The following is a 25,872-nucleotide window of genomic DNA, read 5'->3' as shown; positions in this document are numbered from 1 at the left end:
ACATTATTTAAAATATAGAAGTTACTATTAATTAAAGCGCTTGAAGATAAAAATTCTCAAGCCAAGTAGCCGATTCACTTATATCATATCCTTCTTTCTTGATATATCCTTCTACATCTTGCATACGTTTATTGACATCCAATATATCCTGCGCCCATATTTCGGGGGAGGTATTTATGCTTTCAAAACTCACTAGACCTGCTCCCATGTCTACTTCTTTAGTTATCGCATCCGAGATTACACAAGATAACCCAGCTCCTTGCGCTTCTATAAGAGTAACAGGCAATCCTTCATGAATGGATGGGAATGCAAATACATCAAAAGCTTGAAGTAAATGGTCGATATCGCTCCTTATGCCAAGAAACTTTACATTAGCCCCTAAATTTAATTCTTCCACTTTTTGTTCAATCTTTACCCGTAACGGACCATCCCCCACCAAAACAAGAACGGAATCTCTTCTAAGTTTAACTAACTGAGCAAACACTTCTATAAGGAATCCATGATTTTTTTGATGCGCAAACCTTCCTACATGCCCTACTACAAAGTTATCAACTGTAAGATTTAGTTCCTCTCTTATCTGTTTTCTAATTTCGGGGGAAAATGAAAACTTTTCAGGCTCAATTCCATTTTTTAAAATCGTGGCAGTATCTGTTTTACCTGCAAATAACCAGCGAGATGCTGCATCCGAGCATGCTAGAAGATGTGTCGCACTTCTTAATATATACTTCCCTGCATACCACTTATATACTTTCGCAGCAACTCCACCTTCACTGCTAGTATTGTGACTATGTGCGATACGAACTGGTATACCGGCTTTCTTAGCTGCACGTAACACAAATCCACTCATCTTATCCATGTGTGAGTGTACAATCTTATATTCTTGATGAGATTCAAAAAAATTATCTAAAGACTTTATGTATTCGTTATGACCACCATCAGTAATATATGGAATCCTGTGCACTTTCCCACCTAATTCTGATATTTCTGTATCGAAAACACCTTCCTTACAAGTAAGAAAATCAAACTGCACTTTATTTCGATCTATATTCCGGTACAAGTTCATAATAAGGGTTTCTGCACCACCACGGTTCATATTGACTACAACATGTAAGATTCTTAATGGACAATCCAATCTAACGCCTCCGTTCCACTCATAAACATGGTGTAAATATAGCTCTTTTCTTCTAATACTTTATTGACGGCATAATTATTTTTAATAATCTCACGACCAGACTCTCCGAATATGCCTTGTAAGCTACTATTTTCAGCAAGATATTTTATCTTTTCTGCCATTGCCTGTATGTCTTCACGACCTACTGTCCAACCATTTACACCATTTTGAATTAACTCTTTATGGCCCCTGTTCTCACTAGCTATAACAGGCAATCCACAAGCCATCGCTTCCATAATATTAACCGGTAACCCCTCACGTAGACTGGATGCAACAGAAATATCACAAATAGGTAAAATTTTTGCAATATCATTCCTATAACCAAGGAAATCTATCATTTCAAATACGCCCATTTGTTTAGCTAAATTTTTGCAATCATTTATCAAAGGACCATTCCCAGCCAATAGAAGCCTCGCATTGGGAACATGATCTTTTATTAAGGCCAATGAACGAATCAAAAACTGCTGATTTTTATTTTTATTAAACTCAGCCGCATAAAACATTAAAAAATCATCCGGTTTATAACCCATCTCAATCCTTAGACAATTCTTTTGAGCCTCACTAACTGGTTTAAAATATTCTGTGTCCACTCCCACCCCATGAATTTGTTCAATTTTAGGTACTTTAAACTTTCGCTGAACAGCCAAGTTATAATCTTCTTGGTTAATTGTAATGAGGCAATCTGTATAATTTGCTAGCATTTTTTCAATTGGATAATATAACAGCCAATTTGCAAGCGGGGCACCTTTACAAAAATGAAATCCATGCGCAGTATATAAAACTTTTGTTCCATGCTTTCTAGATTTTCTTGCTGCCAAACGTGCAACGGCTCCCCCCATCGGGGTATGACAATGAATAATTTTATATTGATTTTCATCAATAATATCTTTCAGCTCTTTATAAGCCTTAATATTCTTAAATTGCAAAGGTGACCTTTGAATAGAAATGTCATACTTCTTATCCACATATGGGAGTTCTATGTTGCCAGCAGCAGCAACATGGACTTCCCAGCCTTGTTCTTTAAACCATTTCATATACGGCAAATGAAATGCTTTAAAGTGAAAGTCTACCGTCGCACAAAATAATACTTTATTTTCCATATATATATCACCCTACAATTGTTATATTGTAACTAACCACCTGTGCATACTTCATTCTCATTTCTCTACATAGTAAAACATAAGTCTAAGCATATATATGCAGATCAAAATCCATATTTATATCATATTTCGTGGAGTTATATGACTATTTGCCAATGTCAATACACGTTTTCTTAATTCCGTCTTCTCGAGATTCTTATAAGTTTGGAGAACTGCTTCAATTTCGTTTATACAAAGGTTCGATGTTTTACCTATATAAATTTTAGGATGAATTTGTTGTTCATGTATTTCTTCTTTTTTCAATAGTTCTTCAAAGAGCTTCTCTCCAGGTCTTATTCCAGTGAACTCTATTTGTATTTCTTCTAGCGAATTTCCTGATAATGTAATTAAATTTTTCGCAAGATCTACTATTTTCACAGGATCTCCCATATCTAACACAAATATTTCTCCACCTTTAGCTAATGCACCAGCCTGTATTACAAGCTTGGACGCCTCTGGAATTGTCATAAAGTAACGAATCATATCTGGATGTGTAACCGTAACTGGACCACCTTGCTTAATTTGTTTTTTAAACAACGGTATAACACTACCGCGGCTTCCTAATACATTACCAAATCTTACAGCCACAAACTTTGTATTACTTGTTTTGTCCAAGTTTTGAATTACCATTTCAGCAAGCCTTTTTGTTGCTCCCATTACACTTGTCGGATTCACAGCTTTATCTGTAGAAATCATTACAAACGTCTCGACCCCATTCCAGCTTGCCGCTTTTGCCACGTTTGTTGTCCCAACTAAATTGTTTTTGATAGCTTCTTCGGGGTTACGTTCCATCAATGGTACATGCTTATGTGCAGCAGCATGATAAACAACTTGAGGCTGATATTGACTCATTACTGACATCATTTTCAGATCATCCTGTACATCAGCAATTTCTGTGGTAACGACAATATCTGTGTCACCGTATAGCTCTTTCAATTCCATTTCGATAGAATAAATACTATTTTCACCATGACCTAATAAAATCAATTGTTTTGGGTTGAATTTTGCAATTTGACGACAAATTTCAGATCCAATTGAACCACCAGCACCAGTTACTAAAATAATTTTATTAGTAATAAATTCTGAAATACTTTCAATATCCAATTCAACAGGATCACGTCCTAATAAATCGTCTACTTGGACATCACGAAATTCATTCACTGAAACTTTTCCAGTCACTAAATCCTCTAGCATTGGAAGAATTTGTGTTTTTATTTTTATCTTGGAACATTCTTGAAAAATCATATTTAATGCTTTCTTGCTAAGTGAAGGAATTGCTATTATGATGCTATCGATATCTAATTGCTGAACAGCAAATTCAATACGGTCAATCCCTCCAATTACCGGTATTCCAAGAATATCCAACCCTTGTTTCTTTATATTATCATCTATAAATGCCACAGGCAGTAATTCAGTATCATTACTATTCAAAAGTTGCCTTACAACCATTGTACCTGCAGAACCCGCACCAATAATTAGTGTTCTTTTTTTGTCCTCCCCTTTTTGAATATAAGCATCTCTGAACATCCGCCATAGAAAACGTGATCCTCCAATCAGTAAAATATGAATCATCCACGTTACAACAAGAAGACGGAAATAAATATCTTGAACCAATATTTGTTGTACTACTGCTGTTGTGATAACAGAAAGTGTGATTGCTTTTAAAATAATTAGCAATTCTCCTACACTTGCATACTCCCATGCTTTTTTATAAAGCTTATAAATAAAAGAAAAAATATGATGGCTAAATAGCAGCGTCATTGCACTCACTACGATGGGAAATGTTATGACATTGAAATCAGCACTTACTAAGAAGCGACTAAAGAAAACCGTAGTTAATACGATTAAGGAATCAATTAAAATTAATAAGGATAATCTCTGGCGATACGTCATAATAGGCCCCCCTCTCTAAATTTTTTATATATAACAAAAGGAAATCCTCATAATTGTTATCTTAGAATTAAAAGATTTATATATTGAATATGTCTAGCTAAACATATAGACAAGGAAAATAATCAATAACCAACTAATACAAAGTTCCTATCTACAAAATCCTTTAGAAAGACTTTCTAGACAAGAACTTCAAATAAGTTTGGGCATCCAACCCTCCCTCACACCACACTCTTGACGACTAACGTCTAAGGTTCTTCAACCCACAGTATGATCGAGTGTCTCCATTGATAGTGGTAAGGAGACATCACCGTACCCTATAATTTTCTATAGGTGGTCTTTCATTCTCTACTATAAAATATATGAAAAGCTTCTCATCCTTACGTCACCCATTAGGAAAGCGCTGTATTATTATTTTATGTATAATCAATTCTAATAAATCTCTTATACTTTTTTATTTAGAATAGCCCCTACAAGCTTTCCTTTTGTTAAATCTAAGGCCCTATTCGCTTCAACAACTGCTTCACTAGCAGTTTGATAGCAACTTAACACCAATAATACCCCATCACATTGACTAGCTAGTATATTTGTATCTATAACCTCAAGAAGGGGCGGAGAATCAAATAAAATAATGTCATACTGCTCTATTGCTTTGCTAATTAAATTTTGCATAGATGGTAAACTAAGCATCTCAGCTGGATTATTAATTTCGGGACCACTTGTCAATATATGTACATTTTTGATTTCTGTCTGCATTACCACTTTTTCTAATGCTGCTTTTCCCTCCAAAACATTTGTTAATCCAGATTTATTTTCCATTCCAAAAATCGCATGTAGTTCCGGAGTTCGCAAATCCGCATCAACAACTAAGACTTTTTCATCTCGCTGAGCCATAGAAACCGCCAAATTTGCCACAGTGGTGGTTTTACCTTCTCCATATCCAGGAGAAGTAATAATTATAGTTCTTGTTTTGTCCGTGCCAATTGCAAATTGAAGGTTAGTACGAATTGTTCGATATTCCTCAGCCATCTTCGATTTCGGAGCGATATGAGCAATTAAATGACTATTATCAAGGATACGGCTTTGCTTTTTATTATGAATCAAATGTTTTCCCCTCCACTATTACACTTTCTCTCTTACTTGTTTTATCTACTATATTATTTTTCTTCATTTGAGAAACACTTCCTAAAACGGGAACCGGTAATAATTTTTCAATGTTACGTTCCGATTTAATTGTTTCATCAAGAGAATCCAATACAAAGACTACTCCGATACTCAGTATAAGACCGGCAGCCAAGGCCATCTCAATCGCTTTTGCATGATTCAAGTTTATCGGTAAAGGATGCTCTTGTACTTTTGCTTCTGTTAAGATGCGGACATTCGAAAAATTTAGGATAGCATTGGCTTCTTCTTTATAAACATTTGCTGTAGCATTGGCAATTTTGACTGCCTGGGCTGGATTAGTATCCACAGCCGTAATAACAAAAACCTGTGACTCTTCAATCTTTCCAACACTAACCTGTCCATTCAATGCATCTGCTGATTTTTGCGAATTTAATTGCTGGGCCACTTTCTCTAAAACAATAGGTTCCTTTATCATCACTTTAAGTGTAGCTATAGCATCAGCATTAGCTGGAATGAGGATTCTTGCAGAAGACGCATATAAAGGCGTTTTCATGAAAATGCTATATATACCACCAATACATGCCGCTAATATCGTAATTACTGCAATAATCCAAAATTTTCTTTTTATAACATTAAATAAATTTTTTAAGTTTATTTCCTTTTCCATGTTTCCCCTCCATTACTGTCTATTTAACTAATAAAAAAGCTAATCGCTGGTAAATCAAATCGTATAACCTAAGTTAATTTTGATTATATCGAACATAATTTACTAAATCATAAGTAGAATGAATTTTCCGAGTATACATTCCATTCGGAAAATTCATACCTTGTTTCTTTAATCTTAATATACTCATTTAATATTCATTTTAGTTCTTGATAATGAACCCGTCAATATAAATTTATACATCAAATCCAACAATTACCTTAGTATATTTAATTCAATTATCCTTATATAAATTCAAAAATAACTTCATAAATAATTATTTCAAATGAATTAATTTATTCATATATTGATACATTATAAAAACTATTTAAAACTGAATTAAACAATATCCTACAAGTCTGACGACTGAAAAAAAGAAGTATTATTAAAAAGCTAATTCCAAAAACAGATTCACCTTAACTGTTTACCCAACATATTGATTCTGATCCATAAAAATTTTAGCATCCTTTTCTACAAAAAAAGACTTCATTTCTAATGAAGTCTTTTTTTGTATCGTTAAAGCTTAGTTACAAACCATTGCGCTTTCCACTAACTTTTTCATATAATCTAATAGCTCTTTTTTTAACTCTTCGTGTTGCAGTGCCATTTCAATTGTTGTTTGAATAAACCCTAGTTTTTCTCCGACATCATAGCGTTTTCCTTCGAAATCATATGCAAATACACGTTGAATTTCATTTAAACGCTGAATCGCATCTGTTAACTGAATTTCTCCGCCTGCCCCTGTTTGTTGATCTTCTAAGAACATAAAGATTTCTGGAGTTAACACGTAACGCCCCATAATCGCTAAGTTAGATGGTGCTGTTCCTTTAGCAGGTTTTTCAACAAATTTACTCACTTGATAACTGCGATCCTTTTGCTCTAGCGGATCAATAATACCATAGCGATGCGTTTCATTCTCTGGAACAGTTTGAACACCAATTACTGATGATTGTGTATTCTCATATTGATTCATTAATTGGCGTAAGCACGGCGTATCCGCTTGAACAATATCATCACCAAGTAGTACCGCAAATGGCTCATTTCCAATAAATTTACGAGCACACCAAACAGCATGTCCTAAACCTTTAGGCTCTTTTTGGCGAATATAATGAATATTGATCTTTGAAGATTCTTGTACTTTTTCAAGAGTTTCATACTTTCCTTTTGATAGTAAGTTTTGTTCTAATTCAAAGGAATGATCGAAATGATCTTCAATTGCACGTTTTCCTTTTCCTGTTACGATAATAATATCTTCAATTCCAGACGCAATTGCCTCTTCCACGATATATTGAATTGTTGGTTTATCAACAATTGGTAACATTTCTTTTGGCATTGCTTTTGTTGCTGGTAGGAAGCGAGTCCCTAATCCAGCTGCTGGAATAATAGCTTTTCTTACTTTTTTCAATGATATTCCTCCTAGTAATAATTCTAAGGATAATTATATTAAGTCTTAAAATCTAACTGCTAATAAAAAATACCTTATAAGCTAACTAATGATTACAGTATTAAATACATTCGTTGCCCCTATATATAAAGTAAATTAATATATGAGAATAATCCCAATCCACTCTTCACAGTCCCGTAAATCCCTCACCAACAGAAGCCTCACTTTATGCAAAAAGCCTATCACAATTATTATAATTTTTATCTTGAAACAAAAAATCTCCTATATATCTACATATTTACTTGGAGTTCCCTCCTGCAAAATAATTAATTTATATTGATACCTCAGCTAATGCTTTTTTATCTTGTTTTATTGTTTTTTGTGCTTGATCCTCTAAAACGTTTTCCCATTTATCCCCAACGACATTGAAAGTATATCTTTCAACATTCTTTTTAGCATTCCGACCATACTCTTTTCTTAATTCTTCAGACTCAATTAGCATCATTAATGAATTAGCTAATTCCTCTACATTTCCTTCTTCTACTAGAATACCATCTTCTTTATGTGTAATAACTTCTCTAGGACCCGTACATGCAAAACCTACACAAGGAACTCCAACAGACATTGCTTCAATAATTACCATTCCAAAGGATTCATACCTAGAACTTAAAGCATATATAGAAGCATTACGCATTTCACCTATAATATTATTTGTCTTTTGCATAAGGAAAATATTATTATACGCTTTTTCCTCAAAGATTTTTTCGCGAAGTGCCTCTTCCTCTACTCCAGATCCAAAAATCTTCAGCTTCCAATCAGGATGTTTTTTGATAACTTTAGAAAAAGCCGGAATTAAGAGATCGAATCCCTTTTCAGGAGCATAACGCCCAGCCGCAATAACCACTTTTTTATCTAAATCCGCTGTTTCTTCCGGAATATCTGTGGCATTTTCTACTTTGTATAAATCTACCTTACTTCCTATTAATAACTGCTCATAGTCATTAATTTCGGAGTCTGTTAAGCATGTTAGAGCATCTAGCTTTTTATAATATTTCTTTATTTTATTTTGTAATCCTGGTGCATGACCGGCAAAATACAGATGTTCTTGCCCAATTTTTATTACATCTTTCTTTACAAACTTTGTAGCTAAAATATTAAAAGAAGGTATCGTCGTAATTAAAATTCCTTTGTTTATCTTTTTAAGTGCTGCAATAATTTTAAAATCTACAAATAGATTAAACATATGATATAAATCTTCGCTTTTATCTATAAAGAAACTAGGGAATTTCATTAGTATTTTTTTAATGATTTTTTGATATAGCGGTGTGTTTTTACCAAATAACTTTCCTCTTCTTGCATCAAAAATTGGAGTAATCTTTACTTTTTTATCAATATCAAACATCGGCTTAGCACTTGTTCTTCTCACACTAATAATTTCTACATCATGATTTTTAGAGGCAAAGTAATTGGCTGTATTTATAACCGTTCTCACCGTTCCACCCATTCCATAAATATTGTATACAAGAAACGTAATTTTCATTTTTCTTCACCTCACTATTTAGGTGTTTTTTTATTAGATAACTTCTTAATTTCGTTATAAATTCTTTCAAAGTTGTTCTTATCATGATAAGCATAATATTTTTTAGAATTTATATTATATTTAGGTTTATACTTAAAGTCATTTTCAACATAATCGCTTACGTATTTAATAACTTCTTCTTTTGTATGTGCAATATCCCCAACTAAATCTTTTCTTAAATCTACATAGGAACCTCTATGTTTCAAATAATCATTTACATCAAAATGATAGAAGATTGTTGGCTTTTTCAAATGGTTAAAATCAAATACAACGCTTGAATAGTCCGTAATCATTAAAGAACTGTTTTGCATCAATTCTTTTACACTTTCTTCGCCCAATTTAACAATTTGTATTCTTTCATTTAAAGATGCAAATTCATCCTTATATTTTTTTTGGATTTCAATGTGTGGGAAGAACTTAAGCACTAAATCATGTTTTTCAAGCAAATCGTGCAATTTCTTATCTTTTAATAACCCATGGTAATGCACAAAGAAATCAGATGCTAAAAATTCTTCTCTCGAACCAATAATCCATTCTCTCCATGTAGGCATAAGAAGAATTTCTCTTGTTTTCCTAGCCTTGCTTTTATCTTCTAAAGAATCAAACCTAGCTAGTCCAGTAACCATGACTTGCTTCTCTTTAAATTTCATTTCATTGATCATAATATTTTTTTCATGTTCTGAAGAAACAACAAATTTTTTAATCATCCCATTGTATGAGTTTCTATTAAACTGCAGTTTTTTCATCGCAATAATACCATGTTGTAAATAGATAACTTTCTTTGTATTACTTGCCATCTTATTATGAACAATACTTGGAATAACATCTCTAATTCCATGACTTACAATTGTATATTCACTTAAGTAGTATAAAACAAGATGTTTAAAGCTATCGTATCGTAGAACTTTATCTTTATATGGTAAGAGATTATCCATATTTTTATTATTTTTCTTACTCACATAATACGTCTCTTCTTGGATATTTTTCTTAACACAAGATTCAAAAAAGGCAAATCCGTTATCTTGTGCAACTTCTCCTAGATTTTCACCAATAAGCCATACCGGTTTTTTTCTAAACTTTCTCCATACTTTAGCAACACATCTTGCTGCTAAAAGTCTTATCTTTTCACTTGACTTCTCATGTGCTCGTAAATTTCGCGATTCAAGTGACATTAATCTACTCTTTTTATCAAAGAAAATTGACAGATATAAATCACCCACTACTTTTATCGCATTTGATTTAAAGGTCGAATTCTTATTAATAACATCTAAATTCTTACCAAATAATTTTGCTTGGACGATATTATTATTTACACGTGCAGAAAAATAAATTTCCCATCTACCTTGTTCATAAGACCCAATAGATTTGATAAATGCTAGGTCCATATTACATACATATTCATTTATACTTTTTGACTTAAGCTGCTGTTTTATAATTTCTTTTGTTTGACTATGCCTCAAAACTAATTCTGCATCTTGCAATACAAACTGGTCTTGTATTGTTAGCTGAATTGTAAATTTCACGTGCTTTTTCTTTGCATCCATCGTGATACAATGTGCTTGAAGAGAGTTCCGTATTGAAACAGACAGTTCATTTTCATTTGTATAGTAAGGTCGAATTTGTATCGGATATCCATTAGCATCTTTATTTAATGGTGGATATATCATGACCTTTGCTTTATTTTGGATATCATCTAAATTAGAGGCTAATCTAAACACAATGTTATTTCCATTACCCTCAATATAAATCATAAACTGTAAGTTTACTTCACCAATTGTTTCTATATCAAATGAATCCCAATCATATGAGCTATTAAAATAATAGCCTCCGTCTCCTTCTGAAAATTCATTTATACAATCAATTTTTAAATCCATAGATTCCTCATGAAGATACACATCTTTTAAAACATAGTTAACATCCGGAATGCTTACAAAGCCTTTTACGATTAGCTTACTCGCTTCATAATCAACTCTAATAACATCACAGTATACTCCTTCATCTCTAACCAATACTGCTAAATTATTATCTAAAGTAACATACGGTCGAATTCTTTTTATAGTACCGGATCGGGTATAAATTGTTTTAGGTATAACTACAAAGTCCATTTTAGATTCTAGGGTAGAATCTAGATTTAATGGAACTCTATCTTTAACCCCGCTCACTTTAAAACTTAAGAACACATCCCAAATTCCCTTTTCTTCAAAGAAATCACCTTCTTCAAACGCTATTGTCTTTGTAAAAGAATGGTTTATTATCCTAATAGGATGTGATTGGTGTCTTTTCGTATCTCGATGGACAAACAATAACTCTACCATCTGATTTTCCGCATCCACCATATAATTAAATTGCACGAATCCTTCGATAGTGAGCTTGTTTTGTCCTAAATTTACAGTTTTAATTTTAGTAGAAACCATTCTCTCTTCATTTTTTTCAATTTTAAGAATTAATTCCTGTTTATTATTACGAGAAAACACGTGATAATACAATTGATCATTATAACGAAAATAATTTCCGACTACTTTTCTTTCTTGTTTATTTTCAACCTTTATTAATACAGACTTGCCATTAAGCTCCCCTTCGCAATACAATTCCCAGTTACCTTCATATAAAGGATTTCCCTTTAAATTCAGCGTTACTTGATATTCATTTGTACTGTCATTCACTTTTAAATCTGTTAAGTTTTTCACTTCTTTTGTAAGGCCGTTTTTCAAAAAGAACTCTTTTAAACAAACCTCTCTACGCTTAGACTTCGGAGAGAAATCCCCCAGTATTACAAAATCTTTTTCTTCATTTTCAAAAATTTCATTTGCAGAGACAACAATACCTACAGAGTCTTTTCTACTAAATTCAACAAACTGTTCAGCTGAATTAATCGCATTCACTTGAAAAATTGTGTTATCAGGACATATAAAGAATTCCTTCTCCAAATTGTTATATACATGAAGAACAACAATGTCTTTATCTAGTTGTAAATAAACTTTTAATTTTCCATTATTCGTTATTTCGGAAAGTCCTGAAATTGGTAGAACACATATAATTCTATCTTTATGGATTTTCATACTAGATAGTGATAACTGTCTTTTAGAATCTCCTTTATGAATAAATAATCCCTTTACTCTCTCATAAATATCTTGCATATTTCCATCTGTTTGTATAGAGATTTCAAGTTCGATGCTTTTATTTTGCGTAATTTTCATTTCTTCCAATAACACTTTTACTTTCAATTCAATCTCACCTTTCATCTGCTAACAGTTAAATCCACTATCCGACTACTTTGTGTCCATTCCTCTATTTACAATTTATGTTCTATAACTTATATAAAAAATTATCCTAACTACTATCATTAGTAAGAGTGGTATTAATATATTTAAATAAATAAAACATAGTATACTTATTTATTTAATTAACAATATAACGAAACAATTCTAACGAAAAAAGGGCGGATTTAGTTTTTCAGTTGATCTCTCTTTGCAAGGATCTCCAGGACAATTCTCTTTGAGTTGTTTTGATCGATATATGAGAATAAATGATTTCTAAGCAATTTATACCTTTCTTTCTCCTTAAATCCATTGTGCATATAGAAAGTTAAGAGTTGAACTAGTTCATCCACATGCACACATCTATCTCCAAATAATTCATGTTCTACGTTTAAATAACCATTCATTATATGATCGAACTGAAAGAAAATAATTGGTTTTTTTAAATAATACATATCCCAAGAAACACTAGAATAATCTGTTATAAGCAGTGAAGATTCCATTATCAACTCATTAATTTTTATATCTTTGTATTTTACAAATTGTACATTTGAAGTATTACACTCAAAATAACGAATAGAACTATGAATTCTTGGATGCATACAAAATTTTAAAATAACGTTATGTTTCTCTAGTTGTTCAACAAGAGTTGTATCATTTAGCAGCCTTTCATATTGCCTATAAAATTGACTATCTAAAAACCCTTCCTCTGATACCTCATCTAGCCACTCTCGCCATGTCGGTAGCAATAGAATTTGTTTTTGCTCCCCACTCTTATCTTGCAAATAATCCCACCTTGCTAATCCACTCACAATGATTTCATCTTCTGTATAATTAAAAAATTGTTTTACAATTTCTTTTTCATATTCCGAAGATACACAAAATAAATTCGTTCCATTCGGACTACCTTTTTTAAAAATTGAATCCACCTTTTTCAAACCTAGCACACCGTGTTGTAGAAAAACGTGCTTTTTAGTATGAATAACTTTCTTTAACGTTCCCCTGTTTTCTTTCCATATATAACAATGTGCCTTTGACTCAGAAGATATCATAAGTGTACTAGCAAGGAGATAAATCATATACTTGATGCTCATAAAGTCGATAACTTTATCCTCATATTGATCAAGCGTCTTATAGTCATTAGACTTTTTGTTAATCACATAATATAGATTAGGAATTTGCTTATGATCATAGCAATACTTAAAGAAATAATAAGAATTATCTTGTGCGGTATGGCTAAATTTCTCATATACTAATACAATGCCTTTTCGATCCCAATGCCATTTAAATGTATAATATATGATTAATGCCAGCTTTTCTTTCAAAGCATATTTTAACTGATCATAGGTTCCCTTCCTTCGATAATGTAAGCTGAGTCCACCTTTAACAGTCACATATGGATATACTACATATCCATCTTCACCATGGTCACGCTGTAATCGATTGTTTAGCTTTCTATTAACAATATAGCTGGGATGTTTAATTCGATAACTTTTAAGTTCATCGGATTTCAAATGTACATAAAAATCCCAAAAAAACGGGCCTAGCTCAAGTTGATCCAGCTCTATTTCAAAGATAACCTTTTTTTCAAATTCATTTACGCTACTTTCCTGATACGGGAGTTGATAAACTTTATCTCCGTTCCTTTTTTTTAAAGTTATAGCCTCGACCGTACATTTATCTCTACATTTTACTCTAATAGCAAACTGCCATTTTCCTTTTTTCTTCTTAAATGACGTTATTCGTATTTTAGAAATTAACTTTCCGGAGGATTTGACCATTCGCTTCACTCTTTCTTTAGCACTTCAACGAATCAAATTCATATAGTTAAATATATGATTTTCAAGAAATTTGTATGTTATAACTCAACTATGAGCGATATACGAAGGTTTTAATCCCACCGTAATCATGTAAACACTTCATCAATTTAATTAGCATGTAAAAATATAGATATTTGATCAACAGTTACACCATCTGCGGATGAAAATTTAAAATCATATTTATCAGAGCGGTATATAAATGATGCTCCGTCTTCACTTACTAACTGCGCTTGACCTAACTTCTCTAACATCGCCACCTTAGGGATAGACATATTCTGTATTGTAACCTGTTTTACAGTGAACTGATGGTTATATAGAACATTGATATTTTCATAACTATTTAATGTACCCTCTAATAGTTCTTCGGTGTTTTTTGGCTTCCCTATCACACCTTGTACATCTTGTTGATTTTTTCCTAATAAAGATATACCACTTTCAAAGTTTTGATTTGAGCCCGATAGCCCCTTTAACTTGTTGGAGATAACCTCATACTGTAAAGCTGAGCTAAAAGGAATCGTACTTGACACACCCTCACTAATCCATCCTTCTGTTCCATCTTCATATACAATTTCCAACCAGTTTATATCGTTTTTTTCATCTTTTTGCTGTGTCTTTACCACAAACGGTGTACCAAATTCCATCATAGCTACTTGTTTACCATTTAGATTTGGCATACTTCTGATCTTTGCCTTTGCCATTTTCACATATCGAATATCTAAATCCGCCAATGGATTTTTTTTCTTTTCATTAGACACTTGTTTCTTTTTACTTTCAGCTTCCGCCTGGGGAGGCTGGACAAACAGATCCTTTTTCAAATAAGCAGTACTTCCAACTCCGATACATAAGACCAATCCTGCCAATGGAATCATATATTTTTTCTTCCGTTTCCTTGGATTTAATCCAGTATGTGCAATATCTAAAGCCTTAGCGTCCTCCTGCTTCATTTCCTGACCGGCTTGTTTTCTCTGTGCTTCTTCTTTAAATTTTTGTTGCTCCTCTTTACTCATAGCACGGTATTCTTTTAAAAACTGTTCGTATTTAGGCATTACGTCTTGCATAAGCCCATAATCCTTAATTTCACCATATTCAATCCATAACGCTTTTGTACAAAATTGCTTTACTTGTCCTAATGAATGACTCACAAAAAAGATCGTTTTCCCTTGTTCTTTAAATTCATTCATTCGTTTTAAACACTTATCTGTAAATGTTTGGTCACCTACGGACAAGGCTTCATCAATAACTAAAACATCTGGATTAATATTCACAGAAATTGCAAAACCAAGGCGAGATTTCATACCGCTAGAATATTTTTTTACAGGCATATCAATAAACTTACCAATATCGGCAAACTCGATAATTTCTGGTGTTAATGTTTGAATCTCATCCTTACTTAGCCCCATCATCAAACATTTCAATTCAATATTTTCTCGACCTGTTAATTGGTTATTAAGTCCGACAGCTATAGCAATAAGTGATATTTTACCCTTTATATCAATAGTTCCTGCCGTAGGTGGTGTAATGCCAGCAATTAAATTAGACATTGTTGATTTACCAGATCCATTTACGCCAATAATACCAATTACATCACCTTTTTGGGCTTCAAAACTTAAATTTCTTAACGCGTAAAAATCTTCACCAAACCCGCCCGGATATATAATATCCTTTAACTTATCAGAACTTTTACTATGCATTTTATATTTTTTTGTTACATTATGAAACTTCACTGAATAGTTCATTTTTTACAATCCTCATTATAGATAGTCTACAAAATGTTTTCTAAATTTCACATGTACTGCTGTACCAATCAATAGCATAAAGAACACAATTCCCCAGAAATACAGTGTATACATTATATCTTCATAAAACCAACCCGTTCCTAAAAAAGCATTTCGATAGCCTTGGACTATGTAGCATAATGGATTCAGCTGCATAATCTTTTGTAAAACAAGTGGTAACTTCTCAGGGGTCCATAAAATGGGAGTTAAATAGAGTAGCATCCGCATTAAAGATTGCACTATCATTTGTACATCACGTACGATCGTAGATAAAGTAGAAGTAATTAAAGAAAACGCAAAAACAAGCATAACTGTGGCAAACATATAATAGGTCAATTGAATATAATAGATTGAAATCCCTTGACCCGATACTAAAAATATAAAGGTAACAATGCCTATTAATACTAGATGTTGATAAAAGTTAGACATAATTACATAACTAGGAATAACACTCATTGGAAAGCTCATCCTTGAGATCATATTTAACCTTGTATAAATAGATTTAGAAGCTTGCATAGTTGCAGGATTAATAAAGAACCATACCGATATGCCAGAAATCAACCAATATATAAATGGAACACCATTTACCCCTGAACCACCTCTTATTGCAGTTCCAAAAACAAACCAATAAATGCCCATTTGGATTAGAGGGTTTAACATTTCCCAAACGATGCCTAGATAGTTATCTTTATTTGTACTTTTAACTTGATAAATAGATAGGCGTTTAATTAAATAGAGACTATTTATCTGTTCTTTTAATACCATAATCATTGCATTCATTTTATTGTGCCTCTCCAAAAAACACTTTCTCTACTACACGTTTAGATGCAAGACCATCTTCCAAATAACAGTAGTTATTATAGAAAGTATCATATTTTTTTTCAAATTCGCCCAATCCATCCCTTGTGAATTTCATAATCTCTTCCAATACACCTTCAGTTGTTGAAACAACTGGTCCAGGAGCTTCCTTTTCTAAATCAAAATAAAAGCCTCTTAGCTTATCACGATATAAATCAATATCATACGTATAAAAAATAATAGGTCTTTTCAAATTTGCATAATCAAAAAAGACAGAAGAATAATCTGTAATTAGCACATCTGATAATACGTACAATTCATTAATATCGACATGATGGGAAAAGTCATAAACAAACCCTTTATACGGAACTAAATCAAACTGTTCTGCTACTAAATAATGCATCCTTAACACAATGATATAATCAGAACTTAACTTTTGCTGTAAAAGGTTTAAATCCAGTTGTAAGTCTAATTTATAACGCCCTTGGCTATAAAATTGATCATCTCTCCACGTTGGAGCATATAAAATGATTTTTTTATCTACAGGTAAACCGTTTTTTTTCTTCAGCTCTTCAATCTTCTTACAATTATTGTTTACATATAAAAAGTCATTTCTAGGATATCCAACTTCAACTACATCTTTTTTAAATTGAAATGCGCTTCGGAAAATCTTTGTTGAATACGCATTCGGTGACAATAAATAATCCCAATTTTGCGCTTCTCTCTTAAAGTTTTCCTTATATTTTTCTGTAGTTGTGCCTGGCATATGAACTTCCTTCATATCCATAGCTAATTTTTTTAGTGGTGTACCGTGCCAAGTTTGTACATAAGTAGTATGCTTAGGCTTTGGAAGCCACAATGGCATCCGACTATTTGTAACCCAATATTGCGCACGTGCCATTAAAATAAACCAACGGATTGAAAAGCGCTTAACATATGGAATATTCGCCTCTTTAAACTGTTCTATATAGTTTTTATTCACACTCCACACCATTTGGAATCCTAAATGTTGCTGTTCCATATACTCGTATATCGCACGTGGATTACAACTATACTGTTTGCCAGAAAAACTTTCAAAAACAACTAATTTCTTTTGAGCAGGTAAGTGACTGCATAGTACAAATATCGTTTTACAAGCAACCTTTACTATTCGATGATTTTTTATTTTTTTGATTACACTCATATTATCCATGCACCTTCTAACTACAATTAGCCTTTTTATAAATTATCACGATAACCATTTACATTCTTACATTCAATGCCCCTGATTCAAAGACCGTAAGAAAAATTAAACACCCACGAAAAAAAGCTAAGTATTTTCCTTGGATCTTACTTAGCCCCTTTACCTTACAACTTAACTTAAAGCTCAACCTCTTTTTGATCAAATAAGCAATTGACCAACTTCTTACTTGAATTCCCATCCGAATATTGATTCCAACGTGCATTGAATTGCTTCAACTTATTACTATCAAACGAATAGTTTCGCACTGTTTCAATAATTTCAGCTGAGTTATACACAACAGGTCCAGGGACATCAGCAATAAAGTCTCCAATGATTCCTCTTTTCTTCACATATTTCTTTAGATCATATGCAAAAAATATCATTGGTTTATTTAACAAACAAAATTCAAAAGGGACAGAAGAATAATCTGTTATTAAAATATCTGTTACTAAAAACAAATCATTTATATTCGGGTATAGAGAATAGTCGTATAAGAAATCTTTATACGATTCCTTATATTCCAGATTATTTCTAATAGCTGGATGTAGTTTGATCACAAGAATATATTCATCTTCTAAAGCCTCATACATTGCATCAATATTTAAATGTAAATCAAAATCTTCCAGTTCTTTATCTCTAAAAGTTGGAGCATATAAAATGACCTTTTTCCTTTGTAGATCAGGAAGACCACATAGGAGGCTATTAACAATATGCTTTTGATGATTTTTATTAAAAAAAACATCTGTACGAGGGATGCCCGTTTTTAATATATTTTCCTCTTCTATTCCAAAGGCATCCATATAGATATTTGCCAAAGCATCAGAGCCTACTACAACTTTATGAAAATTGTTGTAAACCTTTAAAAACCTTTTTTGTGCGTATTTACTTCGCCTTTTAAAAGAAGGGGCCAATAATCCGAATTTTTTAATGGCACCCGCCGCATGCCAAATTTGGATACATTGTACCCCGCTTTTAAACCGGATCGTTGACAACGATCCAAAATAATTATCGATAATAACATGTTGAGATGTCGCTAAATGATACGCTGCTTGTATAGTTTGTACTATACTTTTTGTTTCAAATGCGAATGATTTTACATCCGGATAACTTTTCACTTCATACTTACAAGTTGATTTATACAAAAAAACAACTTCACAATTTACATGTTGTTTCTGCATTTCTTCATAAATAAAGATAAGATTTTCCCCATAAGACATAATAAAGGTTACCTTATTTTTAAGAGGAAATACTTTTGCTATGTTGAATAGGATTTTGAACACAATTAGATATACTGTTACAATCAGTTCTCGAAACATAATACACTATCTAGCAACTAACACTAGCTCCTGTTTAATTTTAGTAGTAGAAATCCCAATTGTTCTTGGTAAATAAACAACCTCACAGTATTCTTTCAAAAAATCAAATTCTCCTCCCCAATCATCACCCATAACAAAAATATCTACGTCATGATTAACAACATCTTTTACTTTCTGCTCCCAACTATGCTCAGGAATCACCTCATCCACATAACGAACCGCTTCTAGAATCATTTTACGATTCTCATAGCTATGATAAGATTTTTTATTTTTTAATTTGTTAAATTCATCTGAAGAAACAGCAACAATTAAATAATCCCCTAAATCTTTCGCTCTCTTCAATAAGTTAATGTGTCCCCAGTGCAATAAATCGAAAGTCCCATATGTAATAACCTTTTTCATAATCGCGCCCCCTGTGAAATGTTCTTTTTTATAATTATTTACTTTAGAAATATATTAAAATTAGAGCTTCCCTTGCGCCTATGCACGATAAGAAGGACTCAAATTCCCCTATGTAAATCCAAAACAAATTTACATAGATTTTACATCAAGTTCACACGAAATTCACAAGGATGATTATAACATAATTTCCATTTACAAACCATGACAATAACCTAACAACTATTGTCACACCTCGTTTAAGAAAGCGCTTTCTTTTCTGGCATTACAAATCTCCTCTTACTTTCTTTTATTTACAAAAAAAGTGCGAAGGAACTATTTCCTTCGCACTTTTTACTACCCTTTATATAACTATTTCAACATACGATGTGGCAATTTATCAATGTTCTCTAACATAATACCGGTACCAACTGCAACACAGTGCATTGGGTTTTCAGCAATTAATACTGGTAACTTCAATTCTTCTGCTAGAAGCATGTCGATACCATGTAATAACGCTCCACCGCCTGTTAGAATAACACCGCGGTCGATAATGTCCGCAGATAGTTCTGGTGGTGTGCGCTCTAGTACGCCTTTTGCAGCTTGTACAATGATATTCGCGTCTTCTTTTAGTGCGTCTGTAATTTCTTCAGAGCATACTGTAATTGTACGTGGTAAACCAGTTACCATGTCACGTCCGCGAATTTCAAGCTCTTCACTGCGTGCACCTGGGAATACTGTACCAACTTTAATTTTAATATTTTCTGAAGTACGTTCTCCAATTAATAGCTTATACTTACGTTTAACGTAGTTTAAGATCTCCATATCAAACTTATCGCCAGCCATTTTGATAGAGGAAGAGGTAACAATATCACCCATAGAAAGTACGGCAATATCTGTTGTACCTCCACCAATATCAACAACCATGTTTCCGCTTGGTTGGAAGATTTCCATACCAGCACCAACTGCGGCTACTTTTGGTTCTTCTTCTAAAAATACTGTTTTACCACCTGAACGCTCAGCAGCTTCACGAATTGCTTTTTGTTCTACAGATGTGATATTTGTTGGACAACAAATTAAAATGCGGGGCTTTGAAAAGAAGCTCTTTACGTCCAATTTGTTAATGAAATACTTTAACATCGCTTCTGTAATTTCGAAATCTGCGATTACACCATCTTTAAGCGGACGAATTGCCACAATATTACCAGGTGTACGTCCCACCATACTTCTTGCTTCTTCACCTACTGCTAATACTTTTCCACTATTACGATCAATTGCCACAACAGATGGCTCATTTAATACAATACCCTTACCTTTAACATGAATTAATACGTTAGCCGTACCTAGGTCAATTCCGATATCACGCGCAAACATTCCCGTCTTTTCCTCCTCGATATTCAAAATCAGGTTACACCCGAATTCTTTTACACCTAATTCCTGATTTTATCATAAATTTAACAGAAACGTAATATTCGCAAAAAGAATTTTTCTGAAAAATATTACCGAATGAATAAGGAATGTTTGCTATTTTAGATTTATTGGCGCACAGGGTTTTCAGTATCTTCTTTTCTATACTTCTGCTTTGTTGCTTCTCCCCCTCTTAAATGACGAATAGACTTATGATAATCAAGAATTTCTTTCACTTCATTTGCGAGCTCTGGATTAATTTCTGGCAAACGTTCTGTTAAATCTTTATGGACTGTACTCTTTGATACCCCAAACTCCTTTGCGATTACACGCACTGTCTTTCTTGTCTCCACGATATACTTGCCAATCTTGATAGTTCTCTCTTTGATGTAATCGTGCACACCACTCGCCTCCCTAAATTGGATGTGAGAAGTGTGAAATGAGACTCGCTGCATACGACTATGAAGTAAATGTGAGTGCTGTTTGTAAGCGTTAAACATTCTTGGATTTATAATGAAATGATTCACGATTTCTCACCTCAAACACTCTCTTTGCATTGGTTTATAACATTGTATTGCCCGCACTACTGATATATGCTACATGTTCACTATTTTTGCGGACTAAGTTAAGAAAAATTACTTTTTTTTGTGAGAAATACGTTAACAATGACAATTATGGCGAAAAAAAGTGACACCTCTTTATAAAAGGTGTCACTCTTCTCTTTCATACTCTTCTTCTAACAACTGATGGTGGGGACCTTCTTTCTTACCGGCAATATAATAATATAAAGCGAATAAAACAAACAATAAAATGATAGCAATCGACAGAACAGATAAAAATGACACAGTATCCCCTCCCTTTTGTAATATATATTCGAGAATCTCGTCATTTTTCCTTGTTATTGCAACTTTTTTCTCGAAATTGATTATTTTTATATAAAAATAAAAAAATCAGCTCTCCTAATGAGAACTGATTTTTTTACTTTATTATTCTTGTGAAGAAGAACCGTTAGATGATTCTGTAGAACCATTCGTTGATTTTTCTTCTTTTTGAGATTTGTCATCTTGTTTGCCGTTCGTCTCTTTATCACTAGTCGAACCGCTTGTTGATTTTTCTTCTTTTTGAGATTTCTCATCTTGTTTGCCGTTCGTCTCTTTATCACTAGTCGAACCACTTGTTGATTTCTCTTCTTTTTGAGATTTCTCATCAGCTTTTTTGCCAGAAGCATTTGTCGCCTTTGCAGCACCTGCATCAGCTTTAATTTCTGCTACTGATTTATTTAAGTAACGCTCAGGGTTCACAGCCACATTGTCTTTACGTACTTCAAAGTGAACGTAAGAACCTGCCTCTTTATTCATTGCATTTAGACCTGATTTTCCTAACACTTCACCTTGTGTAACTCTTGCACCTTTTTCTACTTTCACACTGCCTAAGCTTTGATAAGATGCTGCTACACCATTTCCACTATCTACTGTTACAACATAACCAAGAAGTGAATCTTTTTCAGCTTTCGTTACTGTACCACTTAAAGCAGCTGTAACATCAAATTCTTTTCCATTTTTCGCAGCAATGTCGATTCCTTTATTTGGGGAATATGTGTTGTTATAAAAGACAAGTGCTTTTTCTTGTTCCGCCTCTGATGCTGCATCTTCATAGAATTTCTTCTGTACTACTACTGCTGCATTTGCTGCAGCTGGCATTTTCACTACTTCTGAAGATTTTGTTACCGGTACTGCTGGATCTTCCGTTTGTGTATACGGTGTTGCTTGATCTTGGTTCGGAGCTTTCTTTGGATTAGCTCCCTGGAACCATAGCGCAACCATTAAGATTACCGCTGCACAAGCAATGTATAGTGCCGGAAACACCCATCTTTTTTGAAATAAATGTACTACTTTTTGCGACTTTTTACTATTTCTTCCTCGCATTCCATCATCACCTCAGCAATCATTTTGAACAATATTAACTCATCCTATACAACCTATAACTAATTACTTTTCGACAAAATTTGTAAAAATATGTATAAGAATTGCAGGATTTCCGAGGAAATGATGAAAAAAGAAAAAACTGAGCGTTTGAGCTCAGTTTTTAGTCCATTTGTTTCTTTTTATATACAATCAAACATGCAATAAGCGAAAGAATGAACCAAACTGTAACGTTCAACACATGACCACCCATACTACTAAAACTAGCTCCATCTACTAAACTGCTCATCGCTTTTGTAATATGAGATGTTGGAAGATATTCAATCATCGTCTTAATTGTTTTATTTTCGACAAATGGCTCAAATTGTACAGCTAAATACATTGTCATTAAAATAGGCATTCCGATTAATGATGTTTGCGGTACAGAAGATGCAAGTAATCCAATCATTGTTCCCATCGCGATAAATAAAATAGTTCCACATAAGAATATCAATCCTACCAATGGAAGATTTATATTTAATTGATCTAAAATGAATAAATTCGCAACACAAATGACCATCGTCAGGCCCGCTGTTAATAAACTCTTTCCAAGAAGAACTTCAACAGAAGATGCTGGGGATAACATTAACACACGTAGTGTATGTTTTTCTTTTTCTTCTGCAATTACCATAGATTGAACAAAACCTGCGACAAACAGGAAGGACATTATAGTAGTAGTACCCAACACTTCCTTGCCCACTCCAAATTTACTATATATAACCGAAAATATAAGTGGTAAAGATGCCATTAACAACACTTGTGAATTTGTTTTAAAATCTTGTACTTCTTTCCTAAAAATAGCTGATACACGTCTCATTGAAAATGTCATTATAGTCCCCTCCCAGTAACTTCAATAAAGATATCGCCTAACGTTGGCTCGTGTGAATGAATAGATAGTAATTCACCTTTTTTCATCCATTCTGAAATGCGTTTTGCTCCTAATTCATCTTTTTGTACCGTTTCTTTTTTCTTATCTTTTAACACAACTTGTATTTGGTCTTTCGCATATTGCAAGCGAAGGTTTTCAGGTGTATCAAGCGCTACTATTTCTCCTCCGCACAGAAAGGCAATGCGGTTACAAAGCGTTTCTGCTTCATCCATATTGTGAGTCGTTAAGAAAATCGTTGTTCCCTCTTTATTTAAGTCTTTTAAGATTTTATGAATGTTTTGTACGTTTACTGGATCAAGTGCGGATGTTGGTTCATCTAAGAAGAGGATATCTGGTTTATGAAGAATTGCTCTCGCTAATGTGACGCGCTGCTTCATTCCTTTTGATAATTTTTTCACCTGTGTTTTTTTATCATCTAGTAAGTTCACTTGTGCTAGCACTTCATCGATTCGTTCTTTTTTACAATCGTATAAGTCACAAAATAATAGTAAATTATCATAAATGCTAAGTCTTTCGTATAAGCCGCTATTGTCTGTTAAAATACCAATTCGTTTGTAATCGATGCTACTTGGCCCTGTAATATCTTTTCCTAATACTCTTACCGTTCCAACACTATGAAGCAATTGAGAAGTTAAAATTTTCACTGTTGTTGTTTTACCAGATCCACTCGGTCCGAGGAATCCAAAGATTTCTCCTTGCTTCACCTCAATATTTACATTTCGAAGTGCTGTTTTTTTGTTGAAAGTTTTCATTACATCTTTCATTTCAATTGCCAATGTCATTTCGTCATCCCCTTTGTTTTTCTTTTTATAGATGAAAGTCGCTTTATCGCTTTTCGTTTGTTTGTTTCGCTTTTCTTGACTCAATCATATGAAAAACAAAGGGGTTACGCAGTAAAATACCGGTAAAAGGAGTATTTTTACCGGTGAATGAATCCTATTTTGAGCTTATTGGAGCATTTTTATAGTCCAATTACACCTTTTAATTCATCCATTCGTCCTTTCGAAAGCGGGATTGAACTTTTTCTTTCGTCATCCAAAATTAAACTAAAACTATTACGTGTCCACGTAATGACTTCTCGTACTCTTTGTAAATTAACGAGGTACGAGCGATGACATCTAAAGAATCCGAATCCTGTTAATCTCGTTTCTAGTTCACTTAATGTTAATGCGCATACGAAGTCACCTTCGCGCACATGAACATGTGTCACTCCATTCTGCGTTTCAATGAAATGAATTTCCATCGGATCCAGTAAAATAATTTTATCGTTCACTTTCGCTGGAATTCTTTCAAGTTTCATTTGCGGAATCATTTGAACTACTTTTTCTTCATCTACTTCTTCTTGCTCTATTTCTATCTTTTTCACACCATCGTTGTTTAATATGTATACATCTTCTGTCAGCGAAAGGGCATCTGATAAAAAGGAGGACGTAATAAAGATTGCCTTTCCTTGTTCTTTCATTTTCATAATCGATTTTCGAATAATAATCGTACTCTCTGTATCTACATTTTGCTCTGGCTCTTCTAAAATGACTAAATCCGGATTGTGAATCATAATCCTCCCAATATGAAGACGGCGTTTCTCTGAAAATGATAATTTTTCTATTTTAACGTTTAACTTATCTAGGAGACCGACATATTGTACTACTCCTTCTATACTCATATTTGATTCATAAAGCCCTAATAAAAACTTGAAGTACTCTTTCACCTTCAAACGGTCGTATGCTTCATCTTTCAAAAAACAAAAACCGATGCGTGAATACATCTTCTTTCCAATCGATTCACCTTCAAATAACACACTGCCCGAGGAAGCCTCTTCTTCTCCGATAATAATACGGTGCAACACTTTAGCTGTATGATTGTTGCATTGCAAAACAACACATTTCCCTTTTTCAACCTTCAGTTCAACTGCTGGTAACTGGTTCGTCTTCCCTAACTGTTTCAACTCCAATAACGCCATTCTGTCTCCCCCAAATGTTTTTTAGTTCATTATACCAAACAAATAATGGAAAATTACGATATTTTAAGCAGAACAAAAAGGAGCTATTTTAAATTAGC

21 protein-coding genes are annotated in these 25,872 nt (G+C 33.2%); all 21 read right to left on the bottom strand.

Annotated elements, in window-relative coordinates; all coding sequences use genetic code 11:
• Positions 1 to 31: 31 nt before the first annotated feature.
• Entirely contained in the window at positions 32 to 1,132 is a 1,101-nt protein-coding gene (locus B5P40_RS03360) for a glycosyltransferase family 1 protein (protein ID WP_078176141.1), read from the bottom strand.
• A complete protein-coding gene (locus B5P40_RS03355; protein ID WP_113708844.1) occupies positions 1,117 to 2,271 on the bottom strand; it encodes a glycosyltransferase family 4 protein in 1,155 nt (384 codons plus the stop codon). Before B5P40_RS03355 ends, B5P40_RS03360 begins: the two co-directional genes overlap by 16 nt.
• Before the next feature lie 117 nt (positions 2,272 to 2,388).
• Positions 2,389 to 4,203, bottom strand: a complete 1,815-nt coding sequence (locus B5P40_RS03350) for a polysaccharide biosynthesis protein (protein ID WP_113708843.1) — start codon at positions 4,201 to 4,203, stop codon at positions 2,389 to 2,391.
• 441 nt (positions 4,204 to 4,644) lie between these two features.
• Positions 4,645 to 5,304 carry a CpsD/CapB family tyrosine-protein kinase gene (locus B5P40_RS03345; RefSeq protein WP_002184562.1) on the bottom strand — a complete coding sequence of 220 codons (660 nt, stop codon included), beginning with the start codon at positions 5,302 to 5,304 and terminating at the stop codon, positions 4,645 to 4,647.
• Positions 5,294 to 5,992 carry a YveK family protein gene (locus B5P40_RS03340; protein WP_044439499.1) on the bottom strand — a complete coding sequence of 233 codons (699 nt, stop codon included), beginning with the start codon at positions 5,990 to 5,992 and terminating at the stop codon, positions 5,294 to 5,296. The genes B5P40_RS03345 and B5P40_RS03340 overlap by 11 nt, the downstream gene beginning before the upstream one ends.
• 559 nt (positions 5,993 to 6,551) lie before the next feature.
• On the bottom strand, positions 6,552 to 7,433 hold the full coding sequence (galU, locus tag B5P40_RS03335) for a UTP--glucose-1-phosphate uridylyltransferase GalU (RefSeq protein WP_044439500.1): 882 nt from the start codon (positions 7,431 to 7,433) through the stop codon (positions 6,552 to 6,554).
• 310 nt (positions 7,434 to 7,743) lie between these two features.
• The gene (locus tag B5P40_RS03330; RefSeq protein WP_231348244.1) at positions 7,744 to 8,814 is read right to left on the bottom strand and encodes a glycosyltransferase; all 1,071 of its coding nucleotides are present in this window, start codon (positions 8,812 to 8,814) and stop codon (positions 7,744 to 7,746) included.
• Between the two features lie 152 nt (positions 8,815 to 8,966).
• Positions 8,967 to 12,215 carry a CDP-glycerol glycerophosphotransferase family protein gene (locus B5P40_RS03325; protein WP_113708842.1) on the bottom strand — a complete coding sequence of 1,083 codons (3,249 nt, stop codon included), beginning with the start codon at positions 12,213 to 12,215 and terminating at the stop codon, positions 8,967 to 8,969.
• Positions 12,216 to 12,436: 221 nt separating this feature from the next.
• Positions 12,437 to 14,029, bottom strand: coding sequence for a CDP-glycerol glycerophosphotransferase family protein (locus B5P40_RS03320; RefSeq protein ID WP_113708841.1), 1,593 nt, complete (start codon positions 14,027 to 14,029; stop codon positions 12,437 to 12,439).
• Positions 14,030 to 14,175: 146 nt separating this feature from the next.
• Positions 14,176 to 15,804, bottom strand: coding sequence for a teichoic acids export ABC transporter ATP-binding subunit TagH (tagH, locus tag B5P40_RS03315; protein ID WP_113708840.1), 1,629 nt, complete (start codon positions 15,802 to 15,804; stop codon positions 14,176 to 14,178).
• Between the two features lie 15 nt (positions 15,805 to 15,819).
• The gene (locus B5P40_RS03310; protein ID WP_044438318.1) at positions 15,820 to 16,623 is read right to left on the bottom strand and encodes an ABC transporter permease; all 804 of its coding nucleotides are present in this window, start codon (positions 16,621 to 16,623) and stop codon (positions 15,820 to 15,822) included.
• Between the two features lies 1 nt (position 16,624).
• Positions 16,625 to 17,824, bottom strand: a complete 1,200-nt coding sequence (locus tag B5P40_RS03305; RefSeq protein WP_113708839.1) for a CDP-glycerol glycerophosphotransferase family protein — start codon at positions 17,822 to 17,824, stop codon at positions 16,625 to 16,627.
• Positions 17,825 to 18,000: 176 nt separating this feature from the next.
• Positions 18,001 to 19,179 (bottom strand): CDP-glycerol glycerophosphotransferase family protein, encoded by a 1,179-nt coding sequence (locus tag B5P40_RS03300; RefSeq protein ID WP_113708838.1) that lies wholly within the window; start codon positions 19,177 to 19,179, stop codon positions 18,001 to 18,003.
• Between the two features lie 6 nt (positions 19,180 to 19,185).
• Positions 19,186 to 19,581, bottom strand: coding sequence for a glycerol-3-phosphate cytidylyltransferase (gene tagD, locus B5P40_RS03295; protein ID WP_113708837.1), 396 nt, complete (start codon positions 19,579 to 19,581; stop codon positions 19,186 to 19,188).
• A 348-nt stretch (positions 19,582 to 19,929) separates the two neighbouring features.
• The gene (gene mreB, locus B5P40_RS03290; protein WP_113708836.1) at positions 19,930 to 20,931 is read right to left on the bottom strand and encodes a rod shape-determining protein; all 1,002 of its coding nucleotides are present in this window, start codon (positions 20,929 to 20,931) and stop codon (positions 19,930 to 19,932) included.
• Positions 20,932 to 21,092: 161 nt separating this feature from the next.
• On the bottom strand, positions 21,093 to 21,365 hold the full coding sequence (gene spoIIID, locus B5P40_RS03285; protein WP_002089714.1) for a sporulation transcriptional regulator SpoIIID: 273 nt from the start codon (positions 21,363 to 21,365) through the stop codon (positions 21,093 to 21,095).
• A 309-nt stretch (positions 21,366 to 21,674) separates the two neighbouring features.
• Positions 21,675 to 21,809, bottom strand: coding sequence for an ABC transporter ATP-binding protein (locus tag B5P40_RS03280; RefSeq protein WP_113708835.1), 135 nt, complete (start codon positions 21,807 to 21,809; stop codon positions 21,675 to 21,677).
• A 141-nt stretch (positions 21,810 to 21,950) separates the two neighbouring features.
• Positions 21,951 to 22,889 carry a stage II sporulation protein SpoIIQ gene (gene spoIIQ, locus B5P40_RS03275; protein ID WP_113708834.1) on the bottom strand — a complete coding sequence of 313 codons (939 nt, stop codon included), beginning with the start codon at positions 22,887 to 22,889 and terminating at the stop codon, positions 21,951 to 21,953.
• Positions 22,890 to 23,049: 160 nt separating this feature from the next.
• Complete coding sequence (locus tag B5P40_RS03270) at positions 23,050 to 23,754, bottom strand: ABC transporter permease (protein WP_113708833.1); 705 nt, start codon at positions 23,752 to 23,754, stop codon at positions 23,050 to 23,052.
• Positions 23,754 to 24,596, bottom strand: a complete 843-nt coding sequence (locus tag B5P40_RS03265; RefSeq protein WP_113708832.1) for an ABC transporter ATP-binding protein — start codon at positions 24,594 to 24,596, stop codon at positions 23,754 to 23,756. Before B5P40_RS03265 ends, B5P40_RS03270 begins: the two co-directional genes overlap by 1 nt.
• Before the next feature lie 179 nt (positions 24,597 to 24,775).
• Entirely contained in the window at positions 24,776 to 25,774 is a 999-nt protein-coding gene (locus B5P40_RS03260) for a LytTR family transcriptional regulator DNA-binding domain-containing protein (protein WP_113708831.1), read from the bottom strand.
• Between the last annotated feature and the right edge of the window lie 98 nt (positions 25,775 to 25,872).

This window comes from Bacillus sp. SRB_8 (genome assembly GCF_003264205.1).
Classification (GTDB): domain Bacteria; phylum Bacillota; class Bacilli; order Bacillales; family Bacillaceae_G; genus Bacillus_A; species Bacillus_A mycoides.
The sequence above is the reverse complement of the archived record's forward strand: the minus strand, read 5'-3'. Positions and strand labels throughout refer to the sequence as shown.

Coding starts and splice junctions, on each gene's coding strand:
- B5P40_RS03355 (WP_113708844.1), bottom strand. CDS start 2,271: ATGGAAAATAAAGTATTATTTTGTGCGACGGTAGACTTTCACTTTAAA.
- B5P40_RS03350 (WP_113708843.1), bottom strand. CDS start 4,203: ATGACGTATCGCCAGAGATTATCCTTATTAATTTTAATTGATTCCTTA.
- B5P40_RS03340 (WP_044439499.1), bottom strand. CDS start 5,992: ATGGAAAAGGAAATAAACTTAAAAAATTTATTTAATGTTATAAAAAGA.
- B5P40_RS03330 (WP_231348244.1), bottom strand. CDS start 8,814: ATGTTTGATATTGATAAAAAAGTAAAGATTACTCCAATTTTTGATGCA.
- B5P40_RS03320 (WP_113708841.1), bottom strand. CDS start 14,029: ATGGTCAAATCCTCCGGAAAGTTAATTTCTAAAATACGAATAACGTCA.
- tagH (WP_113708840.1), bottom strand. CDS start 15,804: ATGAACTATTCAGTGAAGTTTCATAATGTAACAAAAAAATATAAAATG.
- B5P40_RS03310 (WP_044438318.1), bottom strand. CDS start 16,623: ATGAATGCAATGATTATGGTATTAAAAGAACAGATAAATAGTCTCTAT.
- B5P40_RS03305 (WP_113708839.1), bottom strand. CDS start 17,824: ATGAGTGTAATCAAAAAAATAAAAAATCATCGAATAGTAAAGGTTGCT.
- B5P40_RS03300 (WP_113708838.1), bottom strand. CDS start 19,179: ATGTTTCGAGAACTGATTGTAACAGTATATCTAATTGTGTTCAAAATC.
- tagD (WP_113708837.1), bottom strand. CDS start 19,581: ATGAAAAAGGTTATTACATATGGGACTTTCGATTTATTGCACTGGGGA.
- mreB (WP_113708836.1), bottom strand. CDS start 20,931: ATGTTTGCGCGTGATATCGGAATTGACCTAGGTACGGCTAACGTATTA.
- spoIIQ (WP_113708834.1), bottom strand. CDS start 22,889: ATGCGAGGAAGAAATAGTAAAAAGTCGCAAAAAGTAGTACATTTATTT.
- B5P40_RS03270 (WP_113708833.1), bottom strand. CDS start 23,754: ATGACATTTTCAATGAGACGTGTATCAGCTATTTTTAGGAAAGAAGTA.
- B5P40_RS03265 (WP_113708832.1), bottom strand. CDS start 24,596: ATGACATTGGCAATTGAAATGAAAGATGTAATGAAAACTTTCAACAAA.
- B5P40_RS03260 (WP_113708831.1), bottom strand. CDS start 25,774: ATGGCGTTATTGGAGTTGAAACAGTTAGGGAAGACGAACCAGTTACCA.